Consider the following 21,352-nt stretch of genomic DNA (forward strand, 5'->3'; position numbering starts at 1 on the left):
TCGATTCGACTCGATTCGACTTAGGCGACTTTTTCGCGCAGGGCGTCAAGTTTGGCGCGGACACTGCCGTCCCAGACCTGGCTGCCAACGCGAACGCGCATGCCGCCGAGGAGAGCCGGGTTGAGATAAAATTCAATGGACAGGTCGTCTCCAAACTTGCGCTGAAGATCGGCGCGAAGCTGGTCGCGGACCGGCGTGGTCAACTCAACCGCGCTCTCGACACGGGCCGAGCGTTTTTCGACTTCCAAGCGCACCAGGCGAAGAAACGCCGTGAGGATCGCCTGATAGTTGCGAGGCTTTTTCTCTCCGACCAATTTCACCACGCGCTTGATGCGGCTGCCATGCATCTTGCCGTTTGCGTCGGAACAGGCGCGAAACAACTGCCGGGCGGCGCGAAGGGCATCTTTGCTGATTTTCATCGGGTGGGTGGAGTCGGAACGAAAATAAGATTAAAGGGCGACTTGGGCGGCCGTCTCGCGGTTGATACGGTCCTGGTCGTCGTTGGTGAGCACTTTGCCGGTGACGCGGCTGGTGGCGTCGACCACCATGCGACCGAACTCACGCTTGAGCTGGGAAAGCAACTGCTCCTGTTCGAGCTTGGAAGCTTCGCGGGATTTGGCGATGATGCCATTGGCTTCGGCGACAGCTTCCTGCTTTTTCTTCTCGGCCAAAGACGCGGCGTCTTCGCTGGCGGACTTGATCAAACGGGTGGACTCGGCATTGGCCTTCTCAAGAATCGCTTTCGCGTTCTCTTCAGCAGCCGCGAGGTCGCGGGCGATTTTTTCGAGTTTGGCTTCACCATCAGCGATGCGCTTACGGCGTGCTTCAAGCATGGCCTGGATGGGACCGAAGGCGTTGCGCTTGAGGACAAAATACACCAGAGCAAAAATGATGACCTGAGCAATCAGTTTGCCCCATTGAAGTCCGAATTGTCCTGCGATTTCCGTCATGATGTGAAGTGGTGAAAGATGAGAGTGGGGAGGCGGCGAATTGCTTGCACCGCCTCCCGAAGAGGGACAGATTAAATTAACGACCGCCGAAAGCGATGATCAAAGCGTAAATGGCAACCGCTTCTGCGAGCGCCATACCGATGATGCCAAGGGTAAGGATGTTACCGAAAGCACCCGGGTTACGGCCAACCGCTTCAACGGCTTTGCCGCCGATCATGCCAATGCCAATGGCTGCACCAGCACCAGCGACCGCGAGGGTCAGGGAGCCGTTAATGCCTTGGGCGACAACCGGAGCGTCAGCTGCTGCAGCTGCGCCCATCGAGATAAGGTCCATCATCATATTAGTAGTAGTAGTGTATTTGGTGTTTCGTTGTTCTACCGTCGCCCACAGTCATAGCCATGGTCACAGCGGCAAAGGGTTCAGCAATCAATGTTTTTCGTCGTGTGCGTGCTCGCCTTCGTGCTCGTGCTCGTCATGGGTGGTGGAAAGCTGGATGTAGACCGCGCAGAGAAGGGTGAACACCACCGCCTGCAACAGGCCGATCAGCAGTTCCATAAAATAGAAGGGAATCGGAAACAGGATCGAGCCCAGCATTTCAAGCACAGGACCCTTACCGTCCAGCAGACCGCCCATGGTGTGAAGCAGCGTTTCACCGGCATACACGTTGCCGTAAAGACGGAGGGAAAGGGACATTGGACGGAACACCATCGACACCACCTCAATGACACCAACCACAAAAAACACCAAGGCAACGAAAATCCCGATCAGACCTCGCAGGCCGCCCTTAGGACCAAAGGTGTGTTTGATGAAACCCCACACGCCCAACTCACCAATGGTGATTGCCAGCCAGATCAACACAAAGCAAAGAGCCATGCCCAGAGTCATGTTCATGTCAGCCGTTGGCGGGCGCAACAGTGGTCGTTCCACGTAGCTGACGGAAAAGAAACCGTGACTCTCGCCCCAGCCAATGGTGCCAATGCCGGGAAACAATCCAAACCAGTTGGAGATCAGGATGAAGATGAACAGGGTGGCCAGCAACGGAAATGCCTTTGGAGCCACTTTGGAGCCCACGATCGCCTCCACGCGGGCATACAAAAATTCGATGACCAACTCGAAAAAATTCTGCGCCTTGTGCGGCACCAACTGCATGTTGGTGGTGGCCTTGCGGGAAAACCACAGGATCACTCCCAACACCACCAGAGCAACCACCGTTGAGTTGGTGACAAAGGAGAGCAGGTTGTCCTGGCTCAACAACGGCATCGCGGATCCGCTTACGGCTGCGAGCACTTGGAGCGGGGCGAGAACGTGATCAATAGAGCCAGTCATGGAGTCGGAAAAGTCGGCGGTCAGCGAAACGGGACCCTGATTTAATAGGAGTGACTACAACACGCAAGGTTAATGTGCAAAAAGTTTGTGAAATTTTTCACAAGCGCCGTGCCATGCGGTTTCTAGCCTCATTGTGTTCGTGTTTGGAAAAACTGTTTCGGGCATGCAAAGCACTTGTTTGTGGTCGTGAAATCAAGCCTTCGAAACGCTCGAATGGCTCTCTCGTCAATTCATCAACTGCGACAATTTGGTCGCATGCCGTCACTCACGATGGCCCTTTCCCCAGGTTCTGTCAGATGCCTCTAATGCAACTCCTGAATTTTGCCATTTGCCATTTCCGGACACCCGATGTTAGATGTTGTTCTAATTCCGCGCAGATAGCTCAGCGGTAGAGCGGCTCGTTTACACCGAGTTGGTCGGGGGTTCGATCCCCTCTCTGCGCACCACGCTAATTACGACCGCTTTAGGCATCAGTTCATCAGCCCTAAGGAAGGTATCAGTGGTTTTGACGATCCCCGTTACGAGAAATGTTCTCAACGGCTCGCAAAATTGAGGGAGATTCGGCGTTATGCTTGCCGCATTGATGTGCTGGAGTGCACGCAAGATTACGACGAAGTGACGGAGATTTTCGTCCGCTTGAACTCTCTCGGAGCCAAGTTGCGTAGTGCCGATCTGGCGTTGGCTCAGATCACGGCAAAGTGGCGTCATTCACTGGCGACCTTCCACGAGTTCAAAAAAAACAATTCCGCAGAGATGGCTTTGATCTCGATCTGGGCATCCACCTCAGGAACCTCATCGCTTTTGCCACGGGGCAATCGAGGTTTCAGACGGTTGCCGGTCTTCCTCTGCCTATTCTCCAAGGTGCATGGAAGCGCTGCTGCCGGGGTATGGAATTCGTGTCGACAGCCCGGTGCTTCGATCCTCTCCGTTCCTCCTGGTGACTCTCGCCTTCTACGGTCATCGGCGAGACTATCATCTCAGTCTTCAGGAAGAGCGAAAACTTAACCTGTGGAGCCTGCTTGCCAATGCCGAAGGCCGTTGTTCCCGGGGATCGAGTGAAACAAACCTCGATCACGACCTTGCCATTCTTCGGGAAGGAGGGGCCCGATTGTGCTCGAAGGTGCACGCAGATCTTCATTGCCGGAAGTGATGTTGAACCCGATCCATCTCTTCTACAGCGGTTCGAATCAATTCATCTTCCTCCATGCAGTCTTCTAGTGTGGGGGTAGACCAACTACTTCGCACTCGCCGATGGCTGTTCTGGAAGCGCGAAAGCAACGATGCTGCCACCCGCAGGGCGACCGGATTTGCCGCCGCCCGCGGAGATGACGACGAATTGTCGACCGCCGGCCATGTAGGTGCTCGGCGTCGCATTGCCGCTGAACGGCAGTGGAGCTTGCCAGAGGATTTCGCCGGTGTCCTTGTCGAAACCACGGATCGTTTCGTCGGCGGTTGCAGCAATGAAAATCACGCCGCCGCTGGTGACCACCGGACCGCCATAATTCTCCGTCCCTGTTGGCGGCAGGCCGCGCTCGGTGAGCGCCTTGTATTCGCCGAGCGGCACCTTCCATTTCAGCTCGCCGGTGTTGAGATCGACGGCGTTGAGCGTGCCCCACGGCGGTTTGATGGCGGGGTAGCCTTCCTTGTCCAGAAACCGTTTGAATCCTGCAAACGCATAAGGTGGATCCTTGCGGGCCTTGGCAGGAGTCGCTGCGGTTGGTTCGTCACTTCGGCCGGTGGCGGGTGGCGGAGCGATGCCGAGGATGTAATCGAGAATCGCTTCACGCTCGCCTTCCGAGAGGCGATCAAAGGCCGGCATGCGACCGGCACCGAGCTTGGTGACCTGCATCATCTGCTCGCGCGTCTTGCGCTGGAGCACCCCGACGAGTGGTGGAAACCCGCTCTGCAAATTACCGGTGAAATCCAGCCCGTGGCAGGCAGCACAGTTCAGCATGTATTCCTTTTTGCCACGTGGAAGCGGTGTGCCGTCGGCGTTGCGCGTCTCGACCATCTGCATGATCCACGGCATCTCGTTGACGTTCACATAATAGACGCCATCGGGATCGACCGCGCCGCCTCCCCATTCCATGCCGCCATCAAAGCCGGGAAACATGATCGTCTCCTTGATGCTAGGCGCAGGGAATGGACCGTGATTCGGAGAGCTCTGCACTTTGTTGATCGTAAGTAGGGCAGCCTCGGGCGAGATCGTGGAAATATCCTCCAAGGTATAATTCTGCCGCATCAGCGGGGCAGGTTTGGTGGGGAAAGGTTGGGTCGGCCATGCCTGTTCGCCGCGCAGTTCGGAAGCTGGCACGGGTTTCTCTTCGATCGGCCAAAGCGGCTCACCCGTCACGCGATCAAAGACGAAGACATAACCGTGCTTTGTGCCCTGCGCCACGGCGTCGATCTTCCTGCCTTGATGCGTGACCGTGAGAAGAATCGGCGGGCAAGGAAGGTCCTTGTCGAGCAAGTCGTGATGCACAATCTGGAAATGCCAAAGCCGCTTGCCCGTGGTGGCGTCGAGCGCGACGATGGAATTGGCAAAGAGATTTTGTCCATGTCGATCTGCCCCATAAAAATCCGGCTCAGCGGTCTTCGTCGCGACATAAACAATCCCACGCTTTTCATCGAGCGCCTGTCCAGGCCATGGCATCAGCCCCGTCGCTGTCTTGTAGGCCTCCGGCGGCCACGTGTTGTGACCCGCTTCACCTGGCCGCGGAATGAGATGGAAAATCCAGCGCCGCGCGCCAGTCCGCACATCCAACGCCCGCACGGCCCCCGGACCGCCGATTCCGCCGATGATCATCGTGTCCTTGTAGATGATCCCGGGCGTGTTCAGTCCCACGGCAGGCGGTTTTTCGGTATCGAGTCCGGTGCCTAGATGAATCGACCCATTATCGCCGAAGCTGGCAAGCGTCTTTCCCGTCTTCGGATCAATGGCGAAAAGGTAATTCCCCACCGCCGTAAAAATCCGTTGCTCGCCGCCCTCGTCGTTCTGCCAGAACACAAGCCCGCGCTGCCGGCTCTTGCCAGCACCGGAGCGTTCGCCCGCCGGGTTCCATTCCCAAATTTTAGTCCCCGTGACTGCGTCGAGCGCGATCACCTTACGGGTCGGGGACGCCGTGTAGAGCACGCCTGCGACGATGAGGTTGTTCGCCTGATACTCGCCCTTGTCCCCCGTCTCGTAAGTCCACGCGACTTTGAGTTGCGCCACATTGCTGCGGTCAATCTGCTTTAGCTGGGAGTAGTTGCTGCGCCCTTTGTCACCCAGATAAATCGACCAATCCTCATCGCCCGCGCGGGCAAATGGAGCGCATACATGCAGCGAAGAGACCATGGAAAGGCCGAGACCAAAAACGATGCGGGAAAACATGCGATGAGCACTACCACAACATGATTCTTGTGGAAAAGAAAAAGCTCGCTACGTCAGGTGGTCGCCCTGGCAAGGCAATTCAGCACTTTGCCGCCCCCTCCGTCGCCGTCTCTCAGGCGGGAAGGGAGCAAAGATGTCAGCGCTTTCTCGCAGACTCGCTACAAACGTCTCAGAATCGCGGAAGAAGGGTATGCTGGATGCTTGAGCGGACGGCATAGGTGGCATGAAGGGATGGCCAAAGAAAAGCCCTCCCATTATCGGAAGGGCGATTTTGTGTGGCGTGTTGGTCTGTCCAGGCAATCACAGTTCCAACTGGCGGGTGGTGTGGCGGGCGCGGCCTTCGGCCTTCGGACCAGCGGCTCAGGCGGGCAATGTCTTGGTCCATAGGTTTATCGGTGTGCGAAGGGGACGGACTGGTTATCCGGCTTTTTTATATTCACAGTCAAAGAACATCCGGTGCAAGCATCGATCCAATTCGTCGCTAAATGGATCGGACCCAATGAATTTAAAGCACCGATCAGCAGCGTCTTCTCGTTCTGCGTCCATCACGTCGGTCGTAACGCCTGGATTGTCACTGTCCGTCAAACCAGCTTGTTCACCCCGGTCACCCTGGGCGATTTCAGCTCCGATTTTCTACCTCAAAATGTCCATGGAGACATCAGCGCTTTCCCGCTTTTCTGATGATCATTTCACCGCAGGTTTCATCCCCCTTGGGGGCGTTTTTCCTACTGAGACTAAAGGACTTGTCGGGTCGTCGCAAACTGGATTAACTGCTTCCATGTCTGGTCATCCCGAAAATGAAATTCCCCTCATCGGCTCGCTGAGCGTGGTCATGCCAGCCTATAACGAAGAACGTTTCATCTACGCATGTCTTCTTCGTGTTCTCCGGGAACCATCAGTGAAAGAAATTATTGTCGTGGATGATGCCTCCCAGGACTCGACGGCGTCTGTAGTGGAGAGCATTGTCAAGCAATATCCTGCTGTGCGGTTGGAACGTCACCTCCATAACAAAGGCAAAGGAGCGGCATTGCGGACAGGGTTTGCCCTGGCTATTGGTGAGGTGGTTCTCGTTCAGGACGCGGATCTCGAATACGATCCCATCGAATACGAAAAGGTTCTCCGCCCCATTCTTCAGGGACACGCCGATGTCGTTTTTGGATCGCGATTTCTTGGAGGCGGGGCCCACCGGGTTCATTACTTCTGGCACTACGTGGGCAACAAGCTTCTTACTTTGCTGTCCAATTGCTTTTCCGGCCTGAACCTCACAGACATGGAAAGTGGCATGAAGTTGTTCCGCAGAGACGTATTGGAGCGGTTGGATCTAAAGGAATCTCGCTTTAGCATCGAGCCAGAAATGGTTGCCAAAGTGGCGGGCTTGGGGGTGAGGGTCTATGAAGTGCCAATATCCTATTATGGTCGGAGTTATGCTGAAGGCAAAAAAATTGTCTGGCAAGACGGAGCCCATGCCTTTTGGGCTATTCTGAAATACGGCATAGGTCGCTGGCTTTAGCCAAACCACCGCCAGCCGAAACATAAAACCTAACTGGCATTGCTGACCTTATCCTTATAAATATGACCAATAAATCCACGCCAATCATTGTAGCGGGAATGCATCGATCAGGAACCTCGTTGGTGGCATCTCTATTATCTGCTCTTGGTGCCAACATGGGGCAGAAATTGTTGGCAGCAGATGAGCGCAATCCTCGCGGCTATTTCGAGGATGTGGATTTTCTTGATTTCCAGCGCAGACTTCTTGCCGACCATTGTCTGCCAGACGATAACGGTCATCCTGATTGGGGCTGGACAGAGAGTGAGCAGTTGGACCAACAAGGCATAAAGGCTTATGGCGAATACGCGAGAAAATTGCTGATTACTCAAACGGAGGGTCGGGGATTATGGGGCTGGAAAGATCCTCGCACGACGCTTCTTCTCGACTTCTGGAACGCCTTGCTGGACAACGCTGTCTACATTCTAGTCTATCGTTTCCCATGGGATGTGGCCGACTCACTCCAGAGGATAGGAGAACCGCTCTTTACTCGTCACCCGGATTACGCCTATCGGATATGGAGATTTTATAACCAACACCTTCTCGATTTTTATAGGAAGAACTCGTCCAAGTGCCTGCTTGTGTCTGTGAACGCCCTTCAGCAGAATCCTAATCAATTGGCGACCCTGATTCACAATAAATTCAAACTTGAGTTGTCCTCAGTTGATTTGACGGGCCTATACGAAAAGGATTTGCTTGCCCGCACCGATGCGGAAGATCCACTGATTGATCTTGTGGCAGCCACCTATCCGCAATGCACGAATTTGCTGGAGCAACTTGATGATCTCGCCGATCTCTCGAGTTATGGACTTTGGCGGGTGAATCCACTGAAGTTCATATCCGGGACAAGCCAGGACCAACTCTCTTCCATTCCTGTGAAGGTGTCGGTTATTATCCCCTGTTTTAATGACGGTCGATTTTTAATCGATGCCATTGCAAGCGTTGAAAGGTTTGCCCCTGAAAATTGTGAACTCATCTTAGTAAACGATGGTTCAAACGAAAAAGTAACATTGGAGATCCTCGAAACCCTCGCAGAGACAGGATATCGCATCCTCAACCAGGAAAACCTTGGGCTTTCAGCCGCAAGAAATGCGGGAATTCACCAGGCTTCGGGGTGTTACATTCTTCCTCTCGATGCCGACAACCGACTGCGGGCTGGTTTTATCGAATCTGCCATCAAAGAACTCGAATCGTCATCAACTACAGGAGTCGTTTATGGCTACCGCCAATTCTTCGGGTTGAAAACAGGGACCGATGAAGTCGGGGAGTTTAATTTGGAGGAAATGCTGAAATTTAATTACATCGACGCCTGCGCGGTGTTCAGACGGCAGGTCTGGGACGATTGTAAAGGTTATGATCAAAACATGTCACCCCTGGAAGATTGGGATCTGTGGATTGGCGCAGCTGAAAAGGGGTGGCGTTTCCATCGTCTTACTCTAGTCACATTTGACTACCGGATAAGACCTGAATCGTTGCTATCAATGGTTGATGATGCAGCGTTGGTTGAAAGGTTGTTCGCGGCCATGATCGAGAAACACTACGAGCTCTATCAACCCCGATTGATCAAGCAACTGGCAGAGATGAAAAGAAACTCGGCGCACCTCACTGCCAGCGTCCGCCGCTTGTCTGATGAAAATGATCGGCTCAGGGGGGAATTGTTGACAACCTCGACCACGCATGGCCAGAGTCCGCAGCCTGTTGAGCACGGTGGATACGCCGGGAACCCAATTGCTCAAGACCGTCACACGATGAAACAGGGGCAGACCATCGCTCCCCCGCTTCTTGATGATCTGGTCAATGAGACAATTTCCGGCAGCCGTGATGTGCGTGTGGGAGATCGTTTTTTGCTCAAAGGCATCATCCCAAAGTGGGCTGCGGATAGTCTGCGATTGATCTGCCTTTGGGAGAGCTTGTTGGATCAACGCCTGAATGCCATTCAGGCAATCCACTTTGTTGCAGATGACGGAAAACTTTTGGGAGGGGCAGACCATCCACAGGATGAAAACAACCGCTTCATCAGGCAGGGCCAGGTTTGGGTGGACATCGCAACCATGAGCAACACCCAGCTGAGCCATGCAAAATATTTAGGCTTCGGCATCTACATGCTGGGCGGGGAACTAATGCCCATTGAAAACGGGGTTCGCGATTGGAACAATCGCCGCCTGCTGGTCGACATTTTGGCTGAGACCGCACCGCCGGATAGCTTCCCGCAAGAGAGAACAAGTAATCCCCATTCGTCGAATACCACGTCAACCTCTTGAGCTTCCAAGACTGGAAAATCAGCCAAAATCTTACGAAGGCACGGCATCATTGACTGGCGATTAAAATTGCTGCCTTTCCGTCGGCTAAGTTTAGTCTACGCAGTGGGTTAAAGTGTATTTGTGTGACGGCTTTGCCTTGCATGGCTTCAACGGGCGATGAACAGTCGAGTTCGAATCGCATCGGGACATCAGACCTGTCCGCGATGTTGTTCACCTCTATTCTCATGCCCTCCCTGTTTAGAAAATCGATCCAACCCAGCACCCTACAGCGCATTACCGCACCGATCCTTTTGGGATTACTTTGTCTTTTGGTTTATAATGCAAATTTCCGGCAGATTGGTGCTGGGGATACCCTTCCTGCTCGATATCTCCCCCTGATTCTTTGGAGCAAAGGCACCCTAAAACTTGACGGAAACGCCCCCTTGGTTGCTCATGGTCATTCAATGTTTGCACCGCGGAACCGGCCTGCAGGCACTGAAAACAAAATCACTTACTTCGAGCCTTGGGCTTACTGGATTGTCCGCACGCGTCAGAATCAACTCGCCTCATTGTATCCAGTAGTCACCCCATTGCTGGTGGCGCCACTATATCTGCCTGCCGTTTTCTGGCTGGATGCGAATGGTTGGGACCAACCGCACATTGGGCGGGCAGCCGAAATGATGGAGAAGATTTCGGCCTCGTTTCTGGCTTCGGTCGCCTGCATCCTCATGTATCTGGTGCTGCGTCGCGAATGCGGCAGCTGGAGTCTGCCTCTCGCCTTGGTGTTCGCATTTGGCACCAACACGTGGATGACTTCCAGCCAGGCACTTTGGCAGCACGGCACCGCGCAGTTCCTGATTGCACTTGCATTGCTGCTGACCGTCCCTACCGCCTCACGGCTACGCACCGTGCTACTCGGCACGGTATGCGTTTTAATAGCGGCAAATCGGCCTCCAGACGCGCTGTTGGCAGGCGCATTCGTTCTTTTCACACTTTGGAGCCAAAGGCGTGACGCACTGTGGCTTCTCGCTGGAGCGGCGGTTCCACTGGCGGCTCTGCTTTATTATAATCTCCACTTTGTCGGCCACTATGCCGGCAGCTACGCTCTCGGCAGGCCTCCTGATAACTTCTTTCAACCGGGCTTGTCAGGGCTGGCCGGATTACTCATCAGTCCCTCACGCGGATTGCTCGTTTTTTCACCGTTCCTTGTTTTTGTTCCGCTCGGACTCATCCACCGTCTCCGCTCACCCGACTCAAGAGGTTTGGCCGTGGCACTGAGTTTTGCTGTTCTTGCCCAAATGATCGTCTATTCCCAGATCGACTGGCGCGCTGGTGAGTCATGGGGACCGCGATGGCTCACCGACATGTTGCCAATCTTGATGTGGATGCTTGCACCCGCGCCGATGCTTCTTCAACCATTCGCCCGGGGAGTGCTCGTGCTGACCATGGTGCTGTCGGTCGGCGTGCAAAGCATAGGTGCATTCTGGTATACCAAGACAAGTGACGAATTGATCTTCGCTGGCGACCCGGCTTCCATGAAGGGGGCATGGAAATTGAGCAACCTTCCATTCCTTACCGAATTGAGCCATTCACCGGCGAAGCCCGAGCTATTATACGACGCCAAAGGTTCTCTTGACCGTGTAGGATCGACACGGCTGAATAGTCTCACCGAGATTCCCCATCTGGAGTCTGGTTCAGTGCTTGAAGGGTGGGCACTTACCGGCGGACACACGCCGGCCCAACTGTTGGTGTTGATCGACGGAATTGTGGTCGCATCGACGACGGAGTTTCTGCCACGTGAAGATGTGAATGAAGCGATGAACACTCTGTCCCTTTCGGGGTGGAGGGTATTTGCAAACACCGACAACATCATACCGGGGGAAAGAGTGCTTCAACTCGCAGTCCGCATTGAACCAAGAAGTCATATCCGCATCATTCGCAACCAGAAGGTTTTCGTCATCGCCAAACCTCATGTGGAGATCGCCACGGCACCCTTGAATCCCGCAACGGGACCGGAGTTGAAAGCGATGGCCAAGCATGCGGCTTCCATGCTGCGGGAACGGCAGTCCGAACAAGGCTTTTGGCTCACGGCATATACAGAAGGACTTCGTTATGAAAGTCCACAGCCCGAAATGAACACCTACCTAACTGCCCTGCTGGTGGATATGCTCACTCCAATCAAACACCAGCATGGCTTCGAGGAGGCGATAAGTCGATCGCGAAGGCACCTCGCTGCACAGATCGAAAGCAATGGATTGGTGCGCTATCATGGACTGCCGGATGGCGCGACCATCGGCACAAAGGGTCACATCATCACCCCGGACTCAGACGATACAGCGCTTGCATGGAGAATCGCCGGGCTTGGTGCTGAAGACCCTAGAAGCGAGCGCATGTTGAAAGAGCTCTCTCGTTACCGCGATTCGAGGGGGCTATACCGCACCTGGCTTGCCCCGCAAAAAGATTATCGAGGGTTGGATCCTGGACGTGACCCCAATCCAACAGACATGACCATCCAGATGCATATCTATTTGATGCTGCGAGAACTTGACCCACCGGCCGCCAAAAAGCTGGGTGAGGCGATGCAACGCTCTTTCCACAACGAGGACGTCTGGGTTTATTATGCCAAGACGCCGCTGATCCCTTATCTTCGTAGTGTGGAATTGCGGCAGCTTGGATGCCCGCTTCCGGTGCCCACTGAGCGCCTGGTGCTTCCCGTCGAGGGTCAGGAGGTTTGGTGTGAAGCAGGGCGCCGGGTAGTTGAGATGGCAACCGGGCCACGCGATGAGATCAAGCGCCAAGCGGTTCGCCATCTGCTTGGTCGCATTGGGCACAACAATTTCGCCCAGATTCGTGTCACGCCGGCGCTGCTCTATCACAATGATCTAAGTGCGACGGTAAAAAGATTCTACTGGTCCGAGGACTTCAGCTACGCACTTTGGCTTAGACTCTACGAAGCAGCAGGCCTTGGAAGCGAGCTCGATCAAGATCCATCGCAATGAGTTCCTACCGGCCCATTCGGGACTATGTGAGAGTCCTGGGACACTTCGCGTCTATTCGATCACTGGAGGTTTTGGTGCTGCAGGCCTCCCCTTTTTTCGGCGGGTTCCTTGGTGGCTTCCAATTCGAATGGGAAGACTTGATCCGCCTGATCTTGCTGCTTTTAGGCAGCCTTTTTCTCACCGCCCATATCTTCATCTTAAATGACTGGGCGGGGCACAATAGCGACAAACGGGATCCGCGCCGCACAACCCTCGTATTTACCCAACAAAAAATCAGCAGGGTCCAGGTCGCACATGTGGCCATCGCCTTTTTGATTGTGGCGAACATTTTCTTCTTCATGGTTGGCCCATTAACCATGCTGTTTGGTGCTGCAATTGCAGTCCTCAGCTTGCTTTATTCATGCTCACCTCGGTTCGGCAAAGTTACTCCCATCGCCGCTTCGATCAATCACCTGGTCGGAGGCATGCTGCATTTTTTGTTGGGATACACCCTGTTCCATGAGCTGGATGGGCGAGGTCTCGCGATCAGCCTCTTTTTCGGCCTGGTATTTGCCGGTGGCCATTTCAATCAGGAGGTGCGTGACTATGAGGGAGATTCGATTAACGGAATTCGCACCAGTGCCGTGGTGTTCGGCCCTCGCCGCACGTTTCTTGCCAGTCTGAGCCTCTTTACCCTCGCCTACGCGTTGATTATCGGTCTGGCGGCAACGAGCATGCTGCCCAATTTGTTGTATGGCAGCTTCATCCCATGGTTCCTGCATGTCGCATGGTCAGTGCAAACCCTCCGACAAGGGTTGGGATTCGAGGCTATCCTGAAGATGCAACGGCGATTTCGCCTGCTGTTCGCAATCACCGGCCTTGCCATGCTCATCAGATGATCCATTTTCCTTTCTCAGACACACAGAAAAACTCATGAAGCATACTGAGCAAGAACCCTCGGCAATCTCGCCAGTTTATTGGTTCTTTGGCCGCTCAGGGGCGGGGAAATCGACACTCACCACCTGGATTGCCACACGTCTTCGACAGGAAGGCCATGCTGTTCTGCTGATTGATGGCGATCAGGTGCGTCGCGGACTTTGTAAGGATCTGGAATTTGACCCATCGAGCCGACTCGAAAATCATCGCCGGGTGGCGGAGGTCGCGACACTCGCCGCTTCCCAAAACATCGTGGTGCTGGTGGCCACGATGGCACCGCTCGCCTCTATTCGACGATCCGTGGAAAAGATCATCCCCTCTGCAGCATTGCACTGGATCTTCTTGGATGCTTCTTTGAGATCGTGCATCAAAAGGGATCCCAAGGCTCTTTACAAAAGAGCACCTGGCGAAGGAAACCCACAGGATTGCGAATACGAAGTGCCGCAACCGCAAGAGATTCATCTGCTGGTTCCCACTGAGACTTTGGCACAAAACGTGTGCGCCGACATCGCCTATCGCTACCTATCAAATCGCTTGGCGGCACGATCCATTTGAGCGCCAGCAGATTTTTGGGCGAACCTGCTCCACCGATTCCTACTTATCCAGTTTAGCCAATTCGCGTTCCAATTTAGCCAACCGTTGGTCATGACTGGACATGGCTTCGACGACGGCCTCGTCAAACTTTCGTCGATGGCGGTCCACCCTGCGCAGCATTTTGAGGAGAATTTTCCGAGGGCCCTGGAACAGCAGTGTGCCAAAGGAGGGAACCGCAGCGACAATATTCAATGGGCGTTTCCATTGCTTGTGCAACGCTCTGAGTTGAGCCGAAAACCCGCTGCCCTTTGGCGCAGTGGGGACAAAACGGATGGCCTCTCGCTCGGTGACGGTGCACAGCTGTTCATACCGAGCCTGCACGGCACTGGCGCACTTTTCCAGGCTGAAACGCTCAGCAAGTTCTCGCGCGGCAATACGGCCTCGATGGGTTGCTTCTTCAGGATTGTTGTAGACCTGCCTCATCAGGCTGGCAGCGTGCTGCAGGTTGGGCTCCGCCCACGTTGCCGTCGGGGAATACGGCGCGGAGCCAATCCCCACCGGCGTCATCTCAAAACGACACAAGTAGCTGTTTCGGTCATTCATGAATTCCATGTTTCCGGAGTAGGCCGTAGCGATGACGGGCCGTTCATGTCTCATGGCTTCGGCCATGGTTAAACCGAGCCCTTCGCTGCGATGGAGAGAAATGTAACATCCGCACGCTGCCGTAAGCGCCTGATTGGTGGCGACGTCAAGATAGCCGGATAAAATGATGATATCTTGACGGTCTCGTGAGGCGTGGCGGAGCTGTTCAAGTTCCGCAAGATGGCTTTCCCCATTGATACACTTGATGACCAGTGTAGGGCCTTCCTCAGGCGGGAAAGCCAGTTTGAACGCCTGAATGAGCCCAATGGGATTTTTGCGGCGAAAGATGCTGTGAAAGTCGAAGCTGAAATAAAAGAAGAATCCTTCAGGAATGCCCATCGCCTTGCGGTCCAGATCAACTTGGATTGTCTCAGGAACGCCGAACGGCAAAGGAATGCAATGAACTGGAACAGGAGAAATCGCGGTCAGGATGTTACGGATAAACTCCGTGGCCACCCACACCTCCTCAACTTCTCTAAAGGCGGCATGCAGGGCTTTGGGGAAATGTTCCACTTCCCAAAACCACAAGCCTACGGTCCGACGATTACGGAAATAGTCTGACCCCAGACGCGCCTTGGTTTCCGCAACGCGGTCTGCGTTCACGCATAGCACACAACAGTCGAATGCCTGATCATGAGGAAGGATCGTTTCCCTATGTTCGTCCAATGAAGCTCGTTGCCGACTGTTGGGGGACGAGTCCACCAAAGTCGCGTAGGACAAGGTCGAATTGGCCAAACCCTGTGTCAGCAACCGCGCCGCCTGACCAACTCCCGATTCTGTGTGCAAATATCCGACGATTTCCAAACCCGGCACCAAAGTTGGTAGTGCCAATTCCCGCTGGGTATCCAGGGCTTGGGGGATCAGTCGTTCATTCAGCGCGAATTGCTTCACGCCATCTTTGCGCATCCACTCCACCAATCGGGTGGCATCCGCGCCTGATGGGTCCCCAAACTCAGCCTTCAAATCTTCACGAGTATCCCTGAGCAACAACGCCAAGCGGGGAATACGCGGATGGCTGCCCTCTGCAGGCAGCAATTCATTCGCCCAGTCGACAAAGGCCTTTTCGCCGTGCAGACCAAACGGCGATGGCGGTGGTGTGCGTTGCGCCTTCTCCGCTCTCACCAACTCTTTAAGGAACAAACGACGAATTTCTCGCGAAATAAGCCCTCCTCCCGGGAAATAATTGTAGGGGTATTCCGCTGTGGTATCAGAGCATTCGTGCTGCGCCGACTGGATCTCGGCAAGGTAATGCTGAGTCAGGCTTAGCAGGCCCGGTTGATTGCTCAACAAAACACGCGGTTCACCCGCATGATGTTTGGTAAGGAGATGCGGTGCCCGCTCATCCAAACCGCTGTAGTGGAAGAACGACAGGGGTTTGCCATTGACCAGATACCCTCCATTCTGCGCCTCTACATGCCGCTGATCAGTGTTCCAATAGGCCACATTGAAAGTTTCATCCTTGGAAATGAAGCAGTCGAAGAAACAAGGCGCAAAATCCATCCAACGTTGGTCAGTAAATCGTTGCTGCGAAGGTGCGCTATAGCATTCCCTTAGCAAACGCTCGCACCACCAAGAAGCTACCTTGGACGCTGCGTGCTGATTCATGCCAAGAAAGCCTAAGTTGTAAATGCCGCTGCCCATGATATCGGATTCCGAAGGCTGGCAATGGTCCCTCATCATGGGAGTCAGCACATGCGGCGTCAGCGCCAGTTCGTGCCTCTCGACCGATTCAAGCAAAGAGTTGATTGGAGCAAAAAATTCAATATCTGGATCAATATAAAAAACATTCATTCCGGAGAGCCGCGCAACCGTTTCCATGGTCCATGGCTTGTATGCCGTCGCCACTTCAGTCAGATCATAGATCATACGAAAATTGGCAACCTCCCCCGCTGGCAGCCCGATCTCAGGCACTCTCAGTAAACGAATGTTCCGCTTCTTGACGGCATTTTCGGCCATGGATCCCAAAACCGAATCATCAATAAGCAGCAACCAGAAACTCATTTCAGGATGGTGCCTCTTCAGCGAATCATGCATCACCAATGCCCGCCCAAGGTAGTTGGTCGAGACAATGGTGAAAACGGCGAATGAATGAGGTAACCTTTCCATGAGACTTGTGCGACGTATTCTCAGGCAATGCACCTATCAACCGAAAATATTGAAACTGAACAACTTAGGCGGATTCGCCAGCAGCCTGTCGGACTTCGCGAGCGACGAGTCCATTCACTGCTGGCGATGATCCAAGTTTCGATGTTCAAACACAGGCGACACGAGTTGCGTCATCTGTGATTCAGTGGAATCGCGAACCAATTGTTTCCTACACGAGTTCCGGTGCGGGGCGTTTGTGAGCGAAGGAGCGCTGGCATCAGCATCAGCATCAGTATTTGGGGAAGATCGCTGGCGTAGGAAAGCGGTCTTCGAGGTTGGAGCTCCCACTGTTGAGATACTCCTCCCGAGGCATGTGCACATCGGGCCAGCTGGTGGGACGGACGCGGACAATTCTGGCAGGGCGCATGCCTTCGGTGATGAGGTCTGTCTCAAAGCGGATCTGGATGCCACTGCTGCCCAGAGGTGCCTCTCCAGAGGTTTTCGTGACATCGAGAATGGGGCCTTTGGAGGCCATTTGGGCGGGTCCAGCGGTGCCGCCTTCGGTATGCTTCAAAGTGTTTTCGGCCCCATTCATCAGCACCTGGCGGTCTTTCTGGAAATCGGCGTAAAGCGTGGCGTCCATGCCTCCGAACAAGGTCGCGGTCACGGTGGCGCGACCAAACTTCCCGTATTCGACGGCATCGACCCATGCAGGCATCCAACGGCTGCGAATGAAAGTTTTGTGGGTCTCTGTTTGCTGCCGGGCGGCGCGTTGGGTCGCAGCATCGTCCAGCCAGAGGTCGGAGATGTGGAAGCGGTTGAAAACTCCGCCTGGCGTGGGTTTCCAGGTGATTCCCAGCAGAACGGTCTGGCCATCGAGCGATTTCTTCCCACTGGCGGGCCAGACACCCTCGGCAACGAGGTCCGCCGGAGCAAGGCATTCGCGACCACGCCAGATGCGGGTGGCGGCATCGAAGGTCATCGTTTCCTCGCTGGCATTGCCATCCCCGCCAGTTTTGGGTTCGCGGCTGGCAACGATCATTCCTTCGTGGTTTTTGAGGTCCATTTCTTTGAGCTTCCAGACCAACCCAACGCGCTGGCAGTAGCTGGGCTCGTCTTCGAGGAGCAGCACGTGGTTCTCGGCGGGGGCCGTGCCAGCAGCGCCATAACTGGAAATTTTCTCCCTGTTGTTAACCGGAAGCACCGGCACGGCGGCGATCTTTGGGTCAGGAGGAAGGAAGGCCCGAACATGCAGCACGGTGCCGAGCGGGATGTCGCGGAGATCCGCCGGTGCGCCGTGATAACGGATCACACCGTAGGGCAGCATGGCAAAGGGGTGAGGAGCGCTGAAGCGGAACACGCCAGTGGATTGCACGCGAATGCTGCCGCGGCGGTTGGCGTGATCGACGAACACCAGCTGGCCCCGGTAGGCGTGGGCTTTTTCCAAAGGGGGAAACTTCCCCGCTTCTGGACGGAAGGGTTCGTCAGCGGAAGGCGCGGCAGTGGTGACCAGACAGCAAAGGGCGGCGAGCAGAAATTTCATGTTCTTAGTTCCCTGTTCCTTGTTGGTATCTGGCTGGGCAACGAAGAACCAAGAACCAGGAACCAAGAACAGATATTCATCAGTATTTCGGAAACATGGACGGGGTCGGGAAGCGGTCTTCGTGGGTGAAACTGCCATCGCCCAAGTATTCCTCCCGAGGCACTTGAACGTGTGGCCAACTTGCAGGACGGACGCGAACGATTCGCGCAGGACGGATGCCTTCAATGATGAGGTCCGTTTCAAATTTGATTTGAATGCCGCTGCTGCCCAAAGGCACTTCTCCAGACGACCTCGTAACGTCGCGAACGGGGCCTTTGGAGGCCATGTGCGCGGGGCCATAAGCGCCTCCTGCATGCTTCAAGGTATTCTCAGCCCCGTTCATCAACACTTGGCTGTCTTTCTGGAAATCAGCGTAGAGGGAGGGATCCATGCCGCCGAACAAGGTCGCGGTTACGGTGGCACGACCAAACTTGCCATACTCGACATCATCCACCCAGGCGGGCATCCAGCGGCTGCGGATGAAGGCCTTGTGGACTTCGGTTTGAACCTGGGCGGCACGCTGGGTGGCAGGCTCATCCAGCCAGATGTCTGAGATGTGGAAGCGGGTGAACACCCCGTCGGGCGTGGGCTTCCAAGTGATCCCAAGCAGGACGGCCTGGCCATCGAGCGATTTTTTCCCGCTGACAGGCCAGATGCCTTCGGCCACGAGGTCTGCCGGGGTCAGGGACTCGCGACCGCGCCAGATGCGGGTGGCGGCGTCGAAGGTCAGCTTTTCCTCGCCGGTCTTGCCATCTCCGCCAGCCTTCGGTTCACGAATGGCGACGATCAATCCTTCGTTGTTTTTGGAGAGCTCAAGTTCTTTGAGTTTCCAGACCAATCCTTCGCGCTGGCAGTGGCTGGGTTCGTCCTCAAGCAGCAGGACGTGGTTCTCGGCGGGTGCAACACCCAGTCCACTGTAGCCTGCGGTTTTCTCCTTATTGTTGACCGGCAACACCGGCACGGCGGAGAGTTCCGGATCAGGAGGAAGATAAGCACGGACGTGCATCACGGTGCCAAGCGGGATATCGCGGAGATCTGCTGGTGCGCCGTGGTATCGGACGATGCCGTAGGGCAACAGGGCGAAGGGTTGCGGGGCGTTGCGGAAATACGTCCCCGCACTTGCCACGCGAACGCTGCCACGGCGGTTGGCATGATCCACGAACACCAGTTCACCCCGGTAAGCGTGCGCTTTTTCGAGCGGTGGAAACTTCCCCGCCTCGGGGCGAAACGGCTCGTCTGCGGCAGCGGCGCTGATGACGCATAAACCCAGAACGAAGAACAACGAACCAAGAACCAAGAACTGTTGTTTCATAGTGCGATCACCTGGTTGCTGTCGCCGAACTTGTCGATCTCCACACCCATGCGTTGGGCCATGAGGAGCAGCAGGTTGCTCATGTGGGCGTCGCTGTTCACCGGGCGGCTGCAGACCTGGTAATGCGCGGTGGTGAGCGCGCCGTCCGCCCCGAACGTGTAGCCCTCGAATCCCGGGGCGGCCTTGTTGAAATCCAAATGCTGACCATGCTTCAGTCCAAGGTCGGAGCCGCCGGCGAGCACCAGCGGGAGGTTGGCATTGCCATGGCTGTGACCGTAGGACATGCCGCTGCCGAAAAGCGACATGGTGGAACCGAGCAATGACTTGCCGTGAAGGTCCTTGGTTTCCGAGAGTCGCGTGAGGAAGTAACTGAACTGCTCAATGGCAAAGGTGTCGTAGTTGGTGAGTTTCTCGATGTAGTCTGCATCACCTCCGTGGTGACTGAGTTGATGGCGCGACTCGGTAATTCCGATTTCGGGAATCGCGATCGCCTGGCCTTCGCCACCGAGGCTGAAGGTGGCCACGCGGGTGACATCCGTCTGAAACGCCAGCACCATCAAGTCATAGACTGCGCGGAAATAATCACCTGCCAGAGTGTCGGCGATGTCGCGGTTGGTGCGTTTGGCATCGGCTTCTGAAATGGCGGGCAGCGGCGTATCGAGCCATGCATCGGCCCGCCGCGTGCGGATCTCCGCCTCGCGCACGGAAGTGAGGTATTGATCCATGCGTCCCTTGTCCTCAGAGCCCATTTTTTTGTCGAGGCGGCGAACTTCAGCGAGGTTGTCATCGAGCACGCTGCCTTTGCGACGAAGGGCCCGTCGCTGGGATGCGATGCCGCCTTTTGGCTCGGCAAACATGGAGGAAAAGATCTCGCTGCAACGACGCAACGCGGGCAGACGCACACCGTCGGCAGTCCAAGCGAGCGACTCCTGGGTGATGGCAACTTCGAGAGATGGGTAGCGGGTATGCTGCGCGGTGACCGCGGCCATTTGTTGGTCGACGGAAATGGTATTGCGATCAGTCGGCCCGAGCTTTCCACCGGTCAGCCAGATGCTGATGCAGTTATGGTGGTGACTGAGGCCTCCCGGATGATGCAATCCGCTGATGGGCGTGATGGACTCGCGATGTTTCTCCAGAGGCAAAAGCGACCGGGAAAACTGGTAGTCTTTCCCGGAAGTGGTGATCTGGTAGTTCAGCGAGTGAACGCCGTTGGCAAGATAAATGAAGGCGCTGCGCCGTGGCGTGGCGGTAATTTTCTCCGCAGCCGTGGCCCTGAACGGGACCATGCATTCCAGCAGCGGCAGGGAGATAAAAGTGCCCATCGCGCGAAGCGCATGCCGACGGTCAATCAGCCAGGATTGGGAGAGGTAGTTGCTCATGGTTTTTGGTTCCTAGTGCTTGGTTCTTAGTTCTTCGTTGAGGAGTTTGCGAGGGCTGGAGGCGCTGAGGAGATAGCGGATAAATCCTCCGACTTTGGAATGAGTTCGAGCGGCTTTTTCGTAGAGGGAGGCGAATTCAGCCTGCGTAATGTAGGTCTGGTCCAAGGCGACGTAGAGCTGACTCTGAACCTCTGAGCATGAGCGCTGCGAGTAGTGCAGATACTTGACGAACTCGGCGTTACTTCCCCCATCGAATCCCTCGGCGATATTGTGCATGGCCGAGCCTGAGGCACGAGTCATCTGATCCCGCAGTCCAAAATCTTTCGCAAACGCACCTTGCATCGCCACGACATAGACTTGCCTCGTCAGCTCCCGCGCCAACTGCCAGCCTTCAATGTCTTCGAAGCGACGGATACTCATTTTTTTTGTGCTTGGTTCTTAGTTCTTGGTTCTTGGTTCGGTTCCCAG

Annotated in this window: 15 protein-coding genes and 1 tRNA gene; 6 read left to right on the forward strand and 10 right to left on the reverse strand. The window is 55.2% G+C overall.

What is annotated here, in order from left to right; translation table 11 throughout:
• Window positions 1-20: 20 nt before the first annotated feature.
• The 4 genes from FEM03_RS11870 to atpB form a co-directional block, all read right to left on the reverse strand.
• Entirely contained in the window at window positions 21-419 is a 399-nt protein-coding gene (locus tag FEM03_RS11870; protein ID WP_138086485.1) for a F0F1 ATP synthase subunit delta, read from the reverse strand.
• 30 nt (window positions 420-449) lie between these two features.
• Window positions 450-950, reverse strand: a complete 501-nt coding sequence (locus tag FEM03_RS11875; protein WP_138086486.1) for a F0F1 ATP synthase subunit B — start codon at window positions 948-950, stop codon at window positions 450-452.
• A gap of 76 nt (window positions 951-1,026) precedes the next feature.
• Entirely contained in the window at window positions 1,027-1,269 is a 243-nt protein-coding gene (gene atpE / locus FEM03_RS11880; protein ID WP_138086673.1) for an ATP synthase F0 subunit C, read from the reverse strand.
• A 108-nt stretch (window positions 1,270-1,377) separates the two neighbouring features.
• Window positions 1,378-2,277: a F0F1 ATP synthase subunit A gene (gene atpB, locus FEM03_RS11885; protein WP_138086487.1), complete on the reverse strand. Its 900-nt coding sequence runs from the start codon at window positions 2,275-2,277 to the stop codon at window positions 1,378-1,380.
• A 371-nt stretch (window positions 2,278-2,648) separates the two neighbouring features.
• Here atpB and FEM03_RS11890 point away from each other — a divergent pair.
• Window positions 2,649-2,723: transfer RNA gene (locus tag FEM03_RS11890), tRNA-Val, on the forward strand.
• Between the two features lie 788 nt (window positions 2,724-3,511).
• On the opposite strand, the gene FEM03_RS11900 is transcribed toward FEM03_RS11890, so the two are convergent.
• Entirely contained in the window at window positions 3,512-5,650 is a 2,139-nt protein-coding gene (locus FEM03_RS11900) for an outer membrane protein assembly factor BamB family protein (RefSeq protein ID WP_138086488.1), read from the reverse strand.
• 649 nt (window positions 5,651-6,299) lie between these two features.
• Here FEM03_RS11900 and FEM03_RS11905 point away from each other — a divergent pair.
• From FEM03_RS11905 to FEM03_RS11925, 5 genes are all read left to right on the forward strand, one after another.
• Complete coding sequence (locus tag FEM03_RS11905; RefSeq protein WP_240772753.1) at window positions 6,300-7,160, forward strand: glycosyltransferase family 2 protein; 861 nt, start codon at window positions 6,300-6,302, stop codon at window positions 7,158-7,160.
• A 62-nt stretch (window positions 7,161-7,222) separates the two neighbouring features.
• Window positions 7,223-9,457, forward strand: coding sequence for a glycosyltransferase (locus FEM03_RS11910; RefSeq protein ID WP_138086489.1), 2,235 nt, complete (start codon window positions 7,223-7,225; stop codon window positions 9,455-9,457).
• Between the two features lie 224 nt (window positions 9,458-9,681).
• Window positions 9,682-12,435 carry a DUF2339 domain-containing protein gene (locus tag FEM03_RS11915; protein WP_138086490.1) on the forward strand — a complete coding sequence of 918 codons (2,754 nt, stop codon included), beginning with the start codon at window positions 9,682-9,684 and terminating at the stop codon, window positions 12,433-12,435.
• A complete protein-coding gene (locus FEM03_RS11920) occupies window positions 12,432-13,313 on the forward strand; it encodes a UbiA family prenyltransferase (RefSeq protein WP_138086491.1) in 882 nt (293 codons plus the stop codon). Before FEM03_RS11915 ends, FEM03_RS11920 begins: the two co-directional genes overlap by 4 nt.
• Before the next feature lie 34 nt (window positions 13,314-13,347).
• Window positions 13,348-13,905, forward strand: coding sequence for an adenylyl-sulfate kinase (locus FEM03_RS11925; RefSeq protein WP_138086492.1), 558 nt, complete (start codon window positions 13,348-13,350; stop codon window positions 13,903-13,905).
• Between the two features lie 39 nt (window positions 13,906-13,944).
• Here the strand turns inward: FEM03_RS11925 and FEM03_RS11930 are convergent, their stop codons facing one another.
• From FEM03_RS11930 to FEM03_RS11950, 5 genes are all read right to left on the reverse strand, one after another.
• On the reverse strand, window positions 13,945-16,632 hold the full coding sequence (locus FEM03_RS11930; RefSeq protein WP_138086493.1) for a glycosyltransferase family 4 protein: 2,688 nt from the start codon (window positions 16,630-16,632) through the stop codon (window positions 13,945-13,947).
• A 268-nt stretch (window positions 16,633-16,900) separates the two neighbouring features.
• Window positions 16,901-18,154 carry a hypothetical protein gene (locus FEM03_RS11935; RefSeq protein ID WP_138086494.1) on the reverse strand — a complete coding sequence of 418 codons (1,254 nt, stop codon included), beginning with the start codon at window positions 18,152-18,154 and terminating at the stop codon, window positions 16,901-16,903.
• Window positions 18,155-18,233: 79 nt separating this feature from the next.
• Window positions 18,234-19,505, reverse strand: coding sequence for a hypothetical protein (locus FEM03_RS11940; protein WP_138086495.1), 1,272 nt, complete (start codon window positions 19,503-19,505; stop codon window positions 18,234-18,236).
• On the reverse strand, window positions 19,502-20,884 hold the full coding sequence (locus FEM03_RS11945; protein ID WP_138086496.1) for a DUF1552 domain-containing protein: 1,383 nt from the start codon (window positions 20,882-20,884) through the stop codon (window positions 19,502-19,504). Before FEM03_RS11945 ends, FEM03_RS11940 begins: the two co-directional genes overlap by 4 nt.
• A gap of 12 nt (window positions 20,885-20,896) precedes the next feature.
• Window positions 20,897-21,304, reverse strand: a complete 408-nt coding sequence (locus FEM03_RS11950) for a four helix bundle protein (RefSeq protein ID WP_138086497.1) — start codon at window positions 21,302-21,304, stop codon at window positions 20,897-20,899.
• Window positions 21,305-21,352 lie beyond the last annotated feature (48 nt).

The sequence above is a fragment of the Phragmitibacter flavus genome, from assembly GCF_005780165.1.
GTDB classification, from domain to species: Bacteria; Verrucomicrobiota; Verrucomicrobiia; order Verrucomicrobiales; family Verrucomicrobiaceae; genus Phragmitibacter; species Phragmitibacter flavus.